This window comes from Streptomyces sp. NPDC020996 (genome assembly GCF_040641355.1).
Lineage (GTDB): Bacteria > Actinomycetota > Actinomycetes > Streptomycetales > Streptomycetaceae > Streptomyces.
The window spans coordinates 69,546-83,718 of the sequence record NZ_JBFADM010000024.1 but is presented as its reverse complement, the minus strand read 5'-3'; the positions used below and the strand labels follow the sequence as shown (position 1 = coordinate 83,718).

General features: G+C 74.3%; 8 protein-coding genes. 4 read left to right on the top strand and 4 right to left on the bottom strand.

Annotation, left to right across the window (positions count from 1 at the left end; translation table 11 throughout):
• Positions 1 to 160: 160 nt before the first annotated feature.
• Positions 161 to 2,641 carry a DNA helicase PcrA gene (gene pcrA, locus AB0G63_RS18655; protein ID WP_360751159.1) on the top strand — a complete coding sequence of 827 codons (2,481 nt, stop codon included), beginning with the start codon at positions 161 to 163 and terminating at the stop codon, positions 2,639 to 2,641.
• A gap of 132 nt (positions 2,642 to 2,773) precedes the next feature.
• Here the strand turns inward: pcrA and AB0G63_RS18650 are convergent, their stop codons facing one another.
• Positions 2,774 to 4,312 carry a M23 family metallopeptidase gene (locus tag AB0G63_RS18650; RefSeq protein ID WP_360751156.1) on the bottom strand — a complete coding sequence of 513 codons (1,539 nt, stop codon included), beginning with the start codon at positions 4,310 to 4,312 and terminating at the stop codon, positions 2,774 to 2,776.
• A 219-nt stretch (positions 4,313 to 4,531) separates the two neighbouring features.
• On the bottom strand, positions 4,532 to 5,395 hold the full coding sequence (locus tag AB0G63_RS18645; protein ID WP_360751153.1) for an alpha/beta fold hydrolase: 864 nt from the start codon (positions 5,393 to 5,395) through the stop codon (positions 4,532 to 4,534).
• A gap of 620 nt (positions 5,396 to 6,015) precedes the next feature.
• Between AB0G63_RS18645 and AB0G63_RS18640 the strand changes: the two genes are divergently transcribed.
• Complete coding sequence (locus tag AB0G63_RS18640) at positions 6,016 to 6,432, top strand: cobalamin B12-binding domain-containing protein (RefSeq protein ID WP_133927567.1); 417 nt, start codon at positions 6,016 to 6,018, stop codon at positions 6,430 to 6,432.
• A gap of 335 nt (positions 6,433 to 6,767) precedes the next feature.
• Here AB0G63_RS18640 and AB0G63_RS18635 read toward each other — a convergent pair whose 3' ends face one another.
• Positions 6,768 to 8,399 (bottom strand): DUF5691 domain-containing protein, encoded by a 1,632-nt coding sequence (locus AB0G63_RS18635; protein ID WP_360751150.1) that lies wholly within the window; start codon positions 8,397 to 8,399, stop codon positions 6,768 to 6,770.
• A gap of 274 nt (positions 8,400 to 8,673) precedes the next feature.
• Positions 8,674 to 10,023 carry an SWIM zinc finger family protein gene (locus AB0G63_RS18630; protein WP_360751148.1) on the bottom strand — a complete coding sequence of 450 codons (1,350 nt, stop codon included), beginning with the start codon at positions 10,021 to 10,023 and terminating at the stop codon, positions 8,674 to 8,676.
• Positions 10,024 to 10,156: 133 nt separating this feature from the next.
• Here AB0G63_RS18630 and AB0G63_RS18625 point away from each other — a divergent pair, with 133 nt between their 5' ends.
• Both AB0G63_RS18625 and AB0G63_RS18620 read left to right on the top strand, forming a co-directional pair.
• The gene (locus AB0G63_RS18625) at positions 10,157 to 11,356 is read left to right on the top strand and encodes an AAA family ATPase (protein ID WP_360751145.1); all 1,200 of its coding nucleotides are present in this window, start codon (positions 10,157 to 10,159) and stop codon (positions 11,354 to 11,356) included.
• Between the two features lie 129 nt (positions 11,357 to 11,485).
• On the top strand, positions 11,486 to 14,020 hold the full coding sequence (locus tag AB0G63_RS18620; RefSeq protein ID WP_360751142.1) for a DUF5682 family protein: 2,535 nt from the start codon (positions 11,486 to 11,488) through the stop codon (positions 14,018 to 14,020).
• The last annotated feature ends 153 nt before the right edge of the window (positions 14,021 to 14,173 follow it).

Below are 14,173 nucleotides of genomic sequence, written 5' to 3'. Positions count from 1 at the left end.
TGCCCGATACATTTTCGTGACCTTCCGCAGGACCCGCGGTGACGGTCACCGAAAGTGACGGATCGGTACGGAGCGTGCCCCGGGGGCGGTGTCGTCGGATCCGGCGATGTTCTCAGGGCGGCGGCGGGCTGTCGGTGGGGCGCCCTAGACTCGGAGAGCGATGAGCAGCCTCTTTGACGACAGCTTCCTGGCGGACCTCCAGGCCCCCCGCGGGCACGAGGAGGAACCTCCGCCGCCGCCCGAGGACGATCATGTGCCGGAACCCGTTCCGGACGATCTGTTCGGCGGGAAGTTCGACGTGCCGCCGGACCGGGACGCGTACTACCGCGACGGTGCCCCGCGGCCCCCGGTCGACGCGGCCGCGCTTCTGGAGGGGCTGAACGACAACCAGCGCGCCGCCGTCGTGCACCACGGCACCCCCCTGCTCATCGTGGCCGGCGCCGGCTCCGGCAAGACCCGGGTGCTCACCCACCGCATCGCCTACCTGCTCGCCGAGCGGGACGTCCACCCGGGCCAGATCCTCGCGATCACCTTCACCAACAAGGCCGCGGGCGAGATGAAGGAGCGCGTCGAGCAGCTCGTCGGCCCCCGCGCGAACGCGATGTGGGTGATGACGTTCCACAGCGCGTGCGTGCGCATCCTGCGCCGGGAGAGCAAGAAGCTCGGGTTCACTTCGTCGTTCTCGATCTACGACGCCGCCGACTCCAAGCGCCTGATGGCCCTCGTCTGCCGTGACCTGGACCTCGACCCCAAGCGCTACCCGCCCAAGTCCTTCAGCGCCAAGATCAGCAACCTGAAGAACGAGCTGATCGACGAGGAGGACTTCGCCGCCCAGGCCACCGACGGCTTCGAGAAGACCCTCGCCCAGGCCTACGCCCTGTACCAGTCGCGGCTGCGCGAGGCGAACGCCCTCGACTTCGACGACCTGATCATGACGACGGTCAACCTGCTGCGCGCGTTCCCGGACGTCGCCGAGCACTACCGCCGCCGCTTCCGGCACGTCCTGGTCGACGAGTACCAGGACACCAACCACGCCCAGTACGCGCTCGTGCGCGAGCTCGTCGGAACCGGCGCTCATGACGAGGACGTCCCGCCGAACGAGTACGACCTCCCGCCCGCCGAGCTGTGCGTCGTCGGCGACGCCGACCAGTCGATCTACGCCTTCCGCGGCGCGACCATTCGCAACATCCTCCAGTTCGAGGAGGACTACCCGGACGCGACGACGATCCTGCTGGAGCAGAACTACCGCTCCACCCAGACGATCCTCAGCGCGGCCAACGCCGTCATCGAGCGCAACGAGTCCCGCCGCCCGAAGAACCTGTGGACCAACGCGGGCACGGGCGCGCGCATCACCGGCTACGTAGCGGACACCGAGCACGACGAGGCGCAGTTCGTCGCCGACGAGATAGACCGCCTCACGGACGCGGGCGAGGCCAAGGCCGGTGACGTCGCCGTCTTCTACCGCACCAACGCGCAGTCCCGTGTCTTCGAAGAGGTCTTCATCCGCGTCGGCCTGCCCTACAAGGTCGTCGGCGGCGTCCGCTTCTACGAGCGCAAGGAGGTCCGGGACGTCCTGGCCTACCTGCGGGTGCTGGCCAACCCGGAGGACACGGTCCCGCTGCGCCGCATCCTCAACGTGCCCAAACGGGGCATCGGCGACCGCGCCGAGGCCATGATCGACGCCCTCTCCCAGCGCGAGAAGATCAGCTTCCCGCAGGCGCTGCGGCGCGTCGACGAGGCGTACGGCATGGCGGCGCGCTCCACCAACGCCGTCAAACGGTTCAACACGCTGATGGAGGACCTCCGCACGATCGTCGAGTCCGGCGCGGGCCCGGCGACCGTCCTGGAGGCCGTGCTCGAACGCACCGGCTACCTCGCCGAGTTGCAGGCCTCCACCGACCCGCAGGACGAGACCCGCATCGAGAACCTCCAGGAACTCGCGGCAGTGGCGCTGGAGTTCGAGCAGGAGCGCGGCGAGGGCGAGGCCGGCACCCTGGCCGACTTCCTCGAACAGGTCGCCCTGGTCGCCGACTCCGACCAGATCCCCGACGAGGAGGACGGCGACGGCGTCATCACCCTGATGACCCTGCACACCGCCAAGGGCCTGGAGTTCCCGGTGGTCTTCCTCACCGGCATGGAGGACGGCGTCTTCCCGCACATGCGCGCCCTCGGCCAGACCAAGGAACTGGAGGAAGAGCGGCGCCTGGCGTACGTCGGCATCACGCGCGCGCGTGAACGGCTCTATCTGACGCGCTCGTCGATGCGCAGCGCCTGGGGGCAGCCGTCGTACAACCCGCCCTCCCGCTTCCTGGAGGAGATCCCGCCGCACCACGTCGACTGGAAGCGCACGGGCGCCATGTCTCCGGTGTCCTCCGGTCCGGCGTCCGGGGTGGCGGCCTCCCTGTCGTCCTCCCGCTCGCGTTCCTCGGCGTCGGGCGCGTCCGGTTTCGCCACCCGCCGGACGTCGGAGAAGCCGGTGGTCTCGCTGGCCGTCGGGGACCGGGTGACGCACGACCAGTTCGGACTCGGCACGGTCGTGGGCGTCAAGGGCACGGGCGCGAACGCCGAGGCGACGATCGACTTCGGCGACACCAAGCCGAAGCGGCTGCTGCTGCGGTACGCACCGGTGGAGAAGCTCTAGCCGGTGGCCGGTGGCCGGTGGCCGGTGGCCGGTGGCCGACGGTTGACGGCCGACGGTTGACGGCCGGGGCCGGAAGCCGGAAAGCCCCCGTCGGGAAGGCGGGGGCTCACGGGGGCGGGTGGTTGCGGGGTATCAGTTCGGGTCGAGCCCGTGGCTGCGCAGCCAGGCGAGCGGGTCTATGGCCGACCCTCCGCCCGGCCGCACCTCGAAGTGCAGGTGCGGGCCGGTCGAGTTGCCCGAGTTCCCGGAGTACGCGATCGGGTCGCCCGCCTTGACCGTCGTACCGGAGGCGACGCGGTAGCTGGAGAGGTGGCAGTACCACGTCTCCGTGCCGTCCTTCGCCGTTACGATCAACATGTTGCCGTAGGCGCTGTTCCACTGTGTGCGGACGGTGCCGTCGGTGGCGGCCATCACCGTCGTGCCGTACGAGACCGGGAAGTCGATGCCGGTGTGCACGGACATCCAGTTGATGCCGGCCTGGCCGAAGTAGGCGCTGAGGCCGTGCTGCGCGACCGGCAGGGCGTACTTGGGACGCAGCCGCTCCTTGAGGGCGGCCTCGGCGGCCGCCTTCTTCTTCTCGGCCTCCTGCTGCGCCTTGAGGTCGATACGTTCCTGCGTGCGGCTGGCCCGGTCGGCGAAGTCGTCGGCGCCGGCGGAGAGGATCTTGAGCTGGGTGTCCAGCTTGTTGTTGGCGGTGGACGGTTTCACCGCGTGCGCGTCCGAAGCCGTCGTGGAGGTGTCCTTGTCGCCGCCCAGGGCGCCGACGGAGGCGGCGGCGATGCCGGCCACGCCCATCACGCACGCCGAGGGCACGGCGATCGTCAGCAGAGCGGAGCGCTTGGCGGGCGGGCGGCGGCGGGAACGCGCCCCGTTGCGCGCGGCGGCGCGTGAGCCGGGAGCCGGAACGACCTCTTCCTGGTCGTCGAGGAGCTGGTCGTCGGGGAACCGGTCGTCGAGGAGCTGGTCGTCGAGGAGCGGGCCGACGGAGGGCAGCTCGCCGGTGGCGGCCATCTCCGGTTCGCCGTCGTCCGGGGTGGGGTCGTCGTACGCGTCCGGCACGGCCGGTTCGAAGACGGCGGTCGCCTGCTGGTCGAAGGGCTCGGGCTCGTAGCCGTCGGCTGCGGGCGTGTCGTCGGCCGGTGAGCCGTCGGAGTTCCACTGCGTGGCGTCGTACGCGCCGGTCTCGAAGGTCTGCGTGCCCCATTCCCAGTGCTGGGTCTGGTCGGACGGGCCGCCCGAAGCGTCGGGCTGCAGCCAGGCGTTCGCGTCCCACTGCCCCGAGACGTCGGCCGCGGTGGCCTGCGGCGGGACGGTGGAGAGCCGCTGCTGGTCGGCGCCCCAGGCGGTCGCGTCGTACACGCCGGTGTCGTAGGCGGCGTGGTGCTGGGCCGCGTAGGCGTCGTAGACCGCGGTGTGCTGGACGCCGGTCGTCCAGGCCGTGGCGTCGTAGGGGCCGGTGTCCTCGCCAGGGAGGCTGCCGAAGAGGGGGTCCGCGGCGAAGGTCGTGGTGGCGTGGCCGGTCGCGGCGAAGCCCGCGGCGTCGTGGCCGCCGTAGGTGGTGAAGTCGCCGTACTGGGCTTCCTGGGTGCCGTACGGCGCGTAGTGCGCGGAGGCGGCGTCGGAAGCCTGGGCCGGGGTGGTCATGGCCCCCGACGGGTGACGGTCGTTCACCAACTTCTCTTTCGCCTCGACAACAGGGGCTGCCAGAGCAGTGCGGCGACTGTACCCGGCGGTATGCGGGCGCGACAATCTTCAACAGGTTTTGTGCGCGAAGGAAAAGGGCATTCGGACGTGTTTCGGGGGAGCGCGGACACGGCTTTGGCCCTATGTTCGAAGACTGTTCGACTTCGAGGTCGGCTGCCGGGCGGTCAGGGGTGGGCTGCCGGGCGGTCAGGCCACGGTGAGGCCGCCGGTGCGGGCGGCGGCTTCCGCTCCTTCGCCCGGGGCGTCGAGCGCCCGCCGTATCCCGGTCGCGACGGCCGGGTGCACCGGCAGGGCGAGGTGCCCGATCCCGCTCACCCGTACGTTCTGCGCCAGCAGGTCCGGGTGGTCGATGCAGGCGCTCTCCAGCGGGACCATCAGGTGGTCCAGGTCGCTCCAGAAGCTGACGAACTGCGTACGGCAGCCCGGCGCCGGCCGGGACAGCTCCTCCACCACCGGGGATCCGGGGCGCATCTGGCGCACGATCGGGTGAGCGTTCGCCAGCGGCGCCACCCGGGTGCCGGAGTGCGGGGTGCCGAGCGTGACCAGCGTCCGGACGCGCGCGTCGCCGCCGAGGCACTGCACGTAGTACCGCGCGATCAGTCCGCCGAGGCTGTGCCCGACGACGTCGACCTGCCTGCTGCCGGTGCGCTCGCAGATCTCCTCTATGTGCCGGCCGAGCAGCTCGGCGGCGGTGCGGACGTCGCACGTCAGCGGAGAGTAGTTGAGCGACTCGATCCGCTGCCTGCCGTGCTGGGCGAGGCTGCGGCGCAACAGGACGAAGATCGAGCGGTTGTCTATGAAGCCGTGCAGGAGGACTACCGGGGGGCCGGTTTCGGTCGGCAGCTGCGTGGCGCCGTCCGGTGAGGGGAGCGGGGCCGCCGGGCTCCTGCGCTCCTGGATGATGCCCGAGGGGTACAGCAGGAGGTGTCCCGCCAGGATCGCGATCTCCAGGGCCGTCGCCTTCAGGAGGGTCAGGGAGAGACCCGCCAGCCTGCCGGGCAGCAGCCGTCGGCAGAACGGGAGGAAAGGCAGCACCCCGGTGACCTTCATGGCCGACCTCCTGTCGGCACGCAGGAGAACGGCGCTGTCCCCCGTGTGCCCTCGTGGTATGCCGTGGCAGAGGCGCTCGACGGGGCGCGAGCGGACGACGCCGGGCGGACGCGGCGTGCGGCGCACATGACGCGGGTGGAGCCTGTCGCGTCTGTGACGCCACCGACGTGCCGGGACCCCGTGCCGGTGTGCCGACGAGGCTCCCCGCTGTCGTGCCTGACCTGCCCTGCGTGCCCTTCGTGTCCTGATCGAAGCGCCGCACCACCCCGGCGCGCGGTCTGCGGCCTGGTGGTGCGGCGACCTCGTTGCGGCTCCTGGTGCGCTACCCGCCGGAGCGGTGCGCGGTGAACGTGTCTCACTGTGTGATTTCCCCCTCGCTGTGCGCCGCGAAACTGCCGGGTGCGGGATGCTGGCGATAACGTTCGTTCACTTCCCCGGGCGGTGTGGCCCGGGGCGTCCGTGCCGTGACGGCACGACCCGAGCGGTGTGCGGCGGAACGTGCGCCGTGCGTGACGCGTCGCGTACGCGGCGTGCGCGTCGGGCGGGTGAGGTGCACGGCGTGCGCGAAGTGTGCGGTACTTGTCGGTACGGATGGATGTAGTCGCTTCATGGAGGCAGTGATGGGTGTGGCAGCCGGTCCGATCCGCGTGGTGGTGGCCAAGCCGGGGCTCGACGGCCACGATCGGGGAGCCAAGGTGATCGCGCGGGCGCTGCGCGACGCCGGTATGGAGGTCATCTACACCGGGCTCCACCAGACCCCCGAGCAGATCGTCGACACCGCGATCCAGGAGGACGCCGACGCGATCGGGCTGTCCATCCTCTCCGGCGCGCACAACACGCTCTTCGCCGCCGTGATCGACCTGCTCAAGGAGCGGGACGCGGAGGACATCCTGGTCTTCGGCGGCGGCATCATCCCCGAGGCGGACATCCCGCCGCTGAAGGAGAAGGGCGTCGCGGAGATCTTCACGCCCGGCGCGACCACGCAGTCGATCGTGGACTGGGTACGGGCGAACGTCCGGCAGCCCGCGGAGGCGTAGCGCCTTCGGGGACGTGACCGGCGCCCGCCGTTCCCGGTGCCGGTCTGCGACCCGCGGCCTGTGCGGCCAACAGGCGTTCCGTGGTCCTTCCGGCCCATGGGCGTTCCGCGGCCGGTCGGGCTGGCGGGCGGTCCATGGCCGGTCCGGCTGGCGGGCGGTCCATGGCCCGGCCGGTCGGCGGGCGGCCCATGGGTTGTCCGGCTGACCGAGGGCCCCCAGCCCGTCCGGCGGGTGAGGACGAGGGCGAGGCCGTGCGGGCCGGAGCGAGGCCCGGGGGCGCGGCACCCGGCGGGGCAGGCCGACCCGGCGGGGCAGGCGGCGGCACGGGCGGAGGCTCAGCCGGCCTTCCCGGCATCCAGCTCCTCGGTCATCGCCGCCCGCAACCGCAACGTCGTGACCAGCCGCTGGAACGCCTCCGCCCAGTACCCGCCGGCTCCGGGTGACGCGTCCTCCGGCTCGTCCGGCACCGCCAGCAGGGCGTCGAGGCGGCTCGCCTCCGAGGGATCGAGACAGCGCTCGGCCAGTCCCATCACTCCACTGAAACTCCATGGGTAACTCCCTGCGTCCCGCGCGATGTTGAGGGCGTCGACCACCGCCCGCCCGAGCGGTGCGGCCCACGGCACCGCGCACACCCCGAGCAACTGGAACGCCTCGGACAGCCCGTGCGCGGAGATGAACCCGGCCACCCAGTCGGCCCGCTCGGCGGCGCCCAGCGTGCCGAGCAGTTTGGCGCGCTCGGCCAGCGACACCGCTCCCGGGCCGCCCGCCTCCGGGGCGGACGGGGAGCCCAGCAGCGCCCGCGCCCACGCGGCGTTCCGCTGCCGTACGGCCGCCCGGCACCATGCGGCGTGCAGTTCCCCCTGCCAGTCGTCCGCCACCGGCAACGCCACGATCTCCTGCGGCGTACGGCCGCCGAGCCGCACGGTCCACGTCCCCAGCGGGGCCGCCTCCACCAACTGGCCCAGCCACCACGACCGCTCGCCCCGTCCCGCGGGGGCTTTGGCCACGACACCGTCACGCTCCATGGCGGCGTCGCACTCGTGCGGCGCCTCGACGACGATCGTCGGCGTGTCCCCGGTGCGGTCGACGGCCACGCAGGCCTCGGCCCGCGCCGCCATGCGGGCGGCGAGCGCCGAGCCCGGCAGCGCGGAGAGCAGCTCGGCGGCCGTCGCCCGGACGTTGCGGCTGCGGTCGGACAACGCCTGTTCCAGGAAGGGTTCGTCCGGCGTGCCGAGCCCGGTCCGCAGCGAGTCGAGGAACATGAGGCGGTCCTCGGCCCGCTCTGTCGGCCAGGTCGTCGCGAGCAGTTCCCGGGCGGCGGCGGGCTCCCGGGCGCGCAGGGCGGCCAGCAGAGCGACCCGCTCGGCGAACAGCCCCTGCTGCCACAGGCGCCGCACCTCGTCGGTGTCGTCGAGGGCGGGCAGGGCCGTCCCCCCGCCCGGGGCGGCGCGCAGCGCGAACCGCCAGTCCGGGTTCATCCGGGCGAGCCACACGGCCCGGGGCCCGGCGAAGGCCAGCACCGCCGGACGCAGATCCGTACGCCCTCTGGCCGCGTCCAGCAGTGCGGGCAGCATGGGCGAGGGCGCCGTGAAACCGCGGTCGTTGGCCGCCGCGAGCCACTGGGGCAGCAGCTCCATCAGGTCCGGCGTGGTGCCCCGGCGGCCGCCGCCGCCCGTGCCGGGGCGGTCGGCCAGCAGCATCGCGAGCCTGCGCGCGGCCGCGGCGGGCAGTGCCGGGCGCCGGTCGTCGGGCGCCGGGCGCAGCCGCTCGGCCGCCCGGGCCGGCCGCAGCCCGGCCCGTCGCCGCACCGTCTCCGCGGCCGCTGTGTCCAGCAGAGCCACGGGGGCGTCCCGCCCCGGAGTGCCGCCCGGCGGCGTCCGCCGTTCCGTCCCGAGCAGCGCCGCCGTCACCAGTTCCTCCCAGGCGCTCTGCGCGGGGGCGTCCACGGGGGCGGGAGTGCTGCTCATGCGGTTCCTCTCTGCCGGTGCCCGGAAGCGGTCGACAGGTCGTCCACTTCGGGTGTCCAGGGAAACGTGACATATGCGCGTATCGGGTGTGAACGGGTGCGAACGGGTGAGCCGCTGAGGTCGTGGGGTGCGGCAACACCGCTGCGCACGGCGAGCGGGCCGCCGCTCGGGGCGGCGGCGAGCGGGAACCTCGGGGCGGTGAGGCGATGGCTCGGCGTGGCCAGTGGGTGGCTCGGCGTGGCGAATGGGTTGCTCGGTGTGATGAGCGGGCGGCTCAGCACAGCGGCACCGCCTCGCCTGCGCCCTCCGGCCAGGCCGCCAGCGGAGCGAAGCCCCGGTGGCCGAACTCTCCGAAGACCTTGACGGGGGCGCCGCCCGAGAGGGCGACCAGGCGCCACAGGCCGGGGCGGGCACGGGCGGCCGGGGTGAGCGGCACCGCCGTGTCCGCGTCGGCGTCCGCCAGCTGCCACGAGTCGCCGTCCGGGGCTGGCACGACCCGGTCGAGGGTGACCGGGACGGAGTCCAGCCAGGGATCGTCCCGCAGCGCCTCGCCGTACCGGGCGGCCGCCTCGGCCGTCGTCACCCCCGGCGGTCTGATGTCCGCCCGGGCGGGCGGCGCGAACTGCTCGCCCAGGGCCACCCGCGGCTGCCCCGCGCCCGGATACGCGGACACCTCCGCATCCAGGGCCAGCCCCACGGGCAGCGCCAGCTCCGGAGCCCGGCCCCCGGCGCCGTAGGACAGCAGTAGCGCTGTGCGGTCCGAGTCCGCGCCGTACAGCCAGATACGCCGGGTCGTCAGGCGGGCGTCCGCCGTGTCGTACTGGGCGAGCACGAGCCAGCGGTCCCGGACCGGCGGTCCGTCCGCCGAGGCGGGCAGGCCGACGCGTGCGCCGACCGTCGTCGCCAGGCCGGCCGGCAGCCGCTCGCGGTGCAGCCAGCCCTGGTCGAGGAGGTGCAGCAGCGCGCACTCCTCCAGCAGCCGCACCGGCCAGCCGGGCCCGGACGACGGGATCGCCCCCAGCTCCCGCACCCGGGCCGCCAGTCCGGGCGCCTGGGCGTCGACCATGCGGGCCGCCGTCTCCTCCCACAGCCCGTAGCCCGCCTGCTCCGCGCCGGCCAGGCCGCCGCGCAGCAGGTCGGCAAGGCGCTGCTCCAGCTCGGTCGCGCCCGCGGTGATCCGCTCGGCCCGGCGCTCCGCCCGGCGCCGCGCCGCCTCCGGGTCACCGGGCGGCGATCCCGCGTCACCCGCCGTCCGCTTCTCCGCTGCCCGCCTGCGTCTGCCCTGCCGCCACTGCTCCGCCCATTCCGGCGCCGCTCCCGGCGGCACCGCCCCCTCGTCGCCGGCCCAGAGCAGCAGCAGCCCGAGCGCGTGCTTGCACGGGAACTTACGGCTCGGACAGCTGCACTTGTACGCCGGACCGGACGCGTCCGCGATGTCCACGACCGTCCGGTACGGCGTGCTGCCGCTGCCCTTGCACAGCCCCCACACCGTCCCGTCGCCGGAACTGCCCGCCTCCGACCACGGCCCGGCCGTGGCGAGTTTGCTGCCCGCTTTGCGTGACGCGGCGTCAGGCGCCAGCGCCAGCACCTGGTCCGCGCTCCAGCGCACCCCCTGCTGAGTCATGCCATCGAAGGTAGAACCCACCACTGACAATCGGCCTCGCGAGGGTGTTTCCGCAGGTCAGAACGCATTGTCAGTGGCATGGTGCACGGTTGGTGGCAGATCCGAACCGGCCGAGCTGGAGGGGGCCTCAGCCATGACTGTGTCCGCAGAACCGATGTCCGTCGAACAGAGCGGGAACGGGTCCGCGCCCGCGAATCCGGGCACGGGCGCCCCTGCCACCGCGGGCCCGGGCACGCAGCCGCCCGCGCACGCAGCGGAGGCTCTGCGGCCGCACGCCGAGGACGCCTTCGCCGGCGAGCTCGCGGCGCTGGCCGCGCAGGACGACCGCCCGCGCCCGGCCCGCTGGAAGCTGTCGCCGTGGGCGGTGGCCACCTACCTGCTCGGCGGCACCCTGCCCGACGGCACGGTGATCACGCCGAAGTACGTGGGCCCGCGCCGCATCGTCGAGGTCGCGGTCACCACGCTCGCCACCGACCGCGCCCTGCTGCTGCTCGGGGTGCCCGGCACCGCGAAGACCTGGGTGTCCGAGCACCTGGCCGCGGCGGTCAGCGGCGACTCGACGCTGCTGGTGCAGGGCACCGCGGGCACGCCGGAGGAGGCGATCCGGTACGGCTGGAACTACGCGCAGCTGCTGGCGCACGGCCCGAGCCGGGACGCGCTCGTGCCCAGCCCGGTCATGCGGGCCATGGCGGAGGGCATGACGGCCCGCGTCGAGGAGCTGACCCGCATCCCGGCCGACGTCCAGGACACGCTCATCACGATCCTGTCGGAGAAGACCCTGCCGATACCGGAGCTGGGGCAGGAGGTGCAGGCGGTCCGCGGCTTCAACCTGATCGCCACGGCCAACGACCGCGACCGCGGCGTCAACGACCTCTCCAGCGCCCTGCGCCGCCGGTTCAACACGGTGGTGCTGCCGCTGCCGGAGAGCGTCGAGGCCGAGGTCGACATCGTCTCGCGCCGCGTCGACCAGATCGGCCGCTCCCTCGACCTGCCCGCCGTGCCCGACGGCGTCGACGAGATCCGCCGCGTCGTCACCGTCTTCCGCGAGCTGCGCGACGGGGTCACCTCCGACGGGCGCACGAAGGTGAAGTCGCCCAGCGGCACGCTGTCCACGGCGGAGGCGATCTCGGTCGTCACGGGCGGCCTGGCCCTGGCCGCCCACTTCGGCGACGGCGTGCTGCGGGCCGCCGACGTCGCCGCGGGCATCCTCGGCGCCGTGGTCCGCGATCCGGCGGCCGACCGGGTCGTCTGGCAGGAGTACCTGGAGGCGGTGGTCCGCGAGCGTGACGGCTGGACGGACTTCTACCGAGCCTGCCGGGAGGTCAGCGCGTGAACGGAACCGGACGGGAGCGGTCCGGCGCAGGCCGGGCGGTGACGGTTCGCGGGGCGCGGCGGCCCACCAGGGCGGGGAGGGGCCGGCCCGGCGCGGGCCCGGGCGGGACGGCGGAGCGAGGGGGAGGCTGTGACAGGCGTTGACGAGACCGCGGCGGCGGTTCCCGGGCCGGGGCCGTGGCTGCTGGGCGTCCGGCACCACGGGCCGGGCTCGGCGCGGGCCGTGCGGGCGGCGCTGGACGCGGCCCGGCCGGAGGCGGTGCTGATCGAGGGCCCGCCCGAGGCCAGTGCGCTGATCCCGCTCGCCGCCGACGAGGACATGCGGCCGCCGGTCGCCCTCCTCGCCCACGCCGTGGACGAACCGGGCCGCTCGGCGTTCTGGCCGCTGGCCGAGTTCTCCCCGGAGTGGGTCGCGATCCGCTGGGCGCTGGAGCACGAGGTGCCGGCCCGTTTCATCGACCTGCCGGCCACCCACACCCTGGCGTGGGGGAGCCGGGAACCGGCGGGCGCGCAACCCGGCGGGGCCGCGGGCGACGCAGCCGGCGAGGCGGCGGCCCCGGACGAGAACGGCTCCGCGGGCGAGGGCGGCTCCGTCGGCGAGGACGTCTCCGCCGCCGGACGGGCCGGCGCGCCCGGGAACCCGGAGGGGAACCGGCAGGGGGACGGCGAGGGCCCGGACGGCGGGCGTGCCGAGGATTCCTGCCTGGGCGTCGACGTCCGGGTCGACCCCCTCGCCGTGCTCGCCGAGACCGCCGGTTACGACGATCCCGAGCGCTGGTGGGAGGACGTCGTCGAGCACCGGGGAGCGGGCGAGAAGGACGCCTTCGCGCCGTTCGCCGTGCTCGAGGAGGCCATGGGCGCGCTGAGGGAGGCGTACGGCAGCGGGGGGCATGACCGGGACCTCGTCCGGGAGGCGTACATGCGGCTCCAGGTGCGGGCGGCACGGCGCGAGTTCGGCGACGGCGTGGCCGTGGTCTGCGGGGCCTGGCACGTGCCCGCGCTGCGCCGCGGGACGGCGGTCTCCGCCGACCGGGCGCTGCTGAAGGGGCTGCCCAAGGTCAAGACGGACATGACGTGGGTGCCGTGGACCCACCGGCGGCTGTCCCGGGCCAGCGGCTACGGCGCGGGCATCGAGTCGCCGGGCTGGTACGGGCACCTGTTCGGCGCGCCGGACCGGCCGGTCGAGCGGTGGATGACGAAGGTGGCCGGACTGCTGCGGGAGGAGGACCGGATCGTCTCCTCGGCCCATGTCATCGAGGCGGTGCGGCTGGCCGAGACGCTCGCCGCGATGCGGGGCCGTCCGCTGCCGGGGCTCGGCGAGACGACCGACGCCGTGCGGGCGGTGATGTGCGAGGGCTCCGACGTGCCGCTGGCGCTGGTGCACGACCGGCTGGTCGTCGGGGACGTGCTGGGGGAGGTGCCGCAGTCGGCGCCCGCGGTGCCGTTGCAGCGGGACCTCGTCCGGATCCAGCGCCGGCTGCGGCTGAAGCCGGAGGCGGCCGAACGGGAGCTGGAGCTGGACCTGCGCAAGGACACCGACGCCGAGCGCAGCAGGCTGCTGCACCGGCTGCGGCTGCTGGGCATCGCGTGGGGCGAGCCGCGGGCCTCACGGGGCAGCACGGGCACCTTCCGGGAGACGTGGCGGCTGTGCTGGGAGCCCGAGTTGTCCGTGCGGGTGGCCGAGGCGGGCGTGTGGGGCACGACCGTGCTCGCCGCCGCGACCGCCAGGGCGGAGGCCGACGCCGTGGCCGCGCAGTCGCTCGCCGAGGTCACCGGTCTCGCCGAGCGATGCCTGCTGGCCGGGCTGCCGGACGCGCTCCCCGTGGTGATGCGGGTGCTCGCCGACCGGGCGGCGCTCGACGCGGACGTCGGTCACCTGGCCCAGGCCCTGCCGGCCCTGGTGCGCTCCCTGCGGTACGGCGACGTGCGCGGCACGCACACCGGCGCGCTCGCCGAGGTCGCCGCGGGGCTCGCCGAGCGGGTCTTCGTCGGGCTGCCGCCGGCCTGCGGCGCGCTGGACGCGGAGGCGGCGGAGCAGATGCGGGGCCACGTGGACGCGGTGCACGGGGCGGTGGGGCTGCTGGGCGACGTCCCCGTGCCGGGCCACCCCGACCTCGGCGGACGCTGGCACACGGTGCTGCGGGTGCTGGGACTGCGGGACACCGTGCCCGGCGTCGTCCGGGGGCGGGCGGTACGGCTGCTGCTGGACGACGGGGAGCTCGCGCAGGGGGAGGCGGCGCGGCTCATGGGGCTCGTGCTGTCGCCGGGGACGCCGCCCGGGGACGCGGCCGCCTGGATCGAGGGCTTCGTCGGCGGCGGCTCGGGCGGCGGGATGCTGCTCGTGCACGACGAGCGGCTGCTCGGTCTGGTGGACGCCTGGCTGACGGGGGTGCCGGCGGAGGCGTTCACGGATGTGCTGCCCCTGCTGCGGCGCACGTTCTCCGCGTACGAGCCGGGCGTCCGCCGCACCCTGGGCGAACTGGTCCGGCGCGGGCCCGCGCACCGGGGCGGCCCGGCGGCGGGCGGCCCGGGCATACCCGGCTTCGCGGCCGAACTCGACCCGGGGCGCGCGGCCGCGGTGCTGCCGGTGGTGCGGCTGCTGCTGGGACTGGACGGAGCGGCCGGGGCCGCCGACGACAACGATCTTGTGGGGGTGACGGCATGACCGACGTGACGAGCAGGCCCAGGGCGGGGTCGGAGACGGCGGGCGCTGGACCGGACGGGGGGACGCCTCGCGCGCTGCGGGCACACGCCGGTCCGAGGACGGCCGTCCCGGTGATCCCGCTGTGGGAGCGGCCTCGCCCGGGGGCCCGCCGAT

Excerpts from the sequence above, each read along its gene's own strand:
- AB0G63_RS18640 (WP_133927567.1), top strand. The coding sequence starts at position 6,016 with ATGGGTGTGGCAGCCGGTCCGATCCGCGTGGTGGTGGCCAAGCCGGGG.
- AB0G63_RS18635 (WP_360751150.1), bottom strand. The coding sequence starts at position 8,399 with ATGAGCAGCACTCCCGCCCCCGTGGACGCCCCCGCGCAGAGCGCCTGG.
- AB0G63_RS18645 (WP_360751153.1), bottom strand. The coding sequence starts at position 5,395 with ATGAAGGTCACCGGGGTGCTGCCTTTCCTCCCGTTCTGCCGACGGCTG.
- pcrA (WP_360751159.1), top strand. The coding sequence starts at position 161 with ATGAGCAGCCTCTTTGACGACAGCTTCCTGGCGGACCTCCAGGCCCCC.
- AB0G63_RS18625 (WP_360751145.1), top strand. The coding sequence starts at position 10,157 with ATGACTGTGTCCGCAGAACCGATGTCCGTCGAACAGAGCGGGAACGGG.
- AB0G63_RS18630 (WP_360751148.1), bottom strand. The coding sequence starts at position 10,023 with ATGACTCAGCAGGGGGTGCGCTGGAGCGCGGACCAGGTGCTGGCGCTG.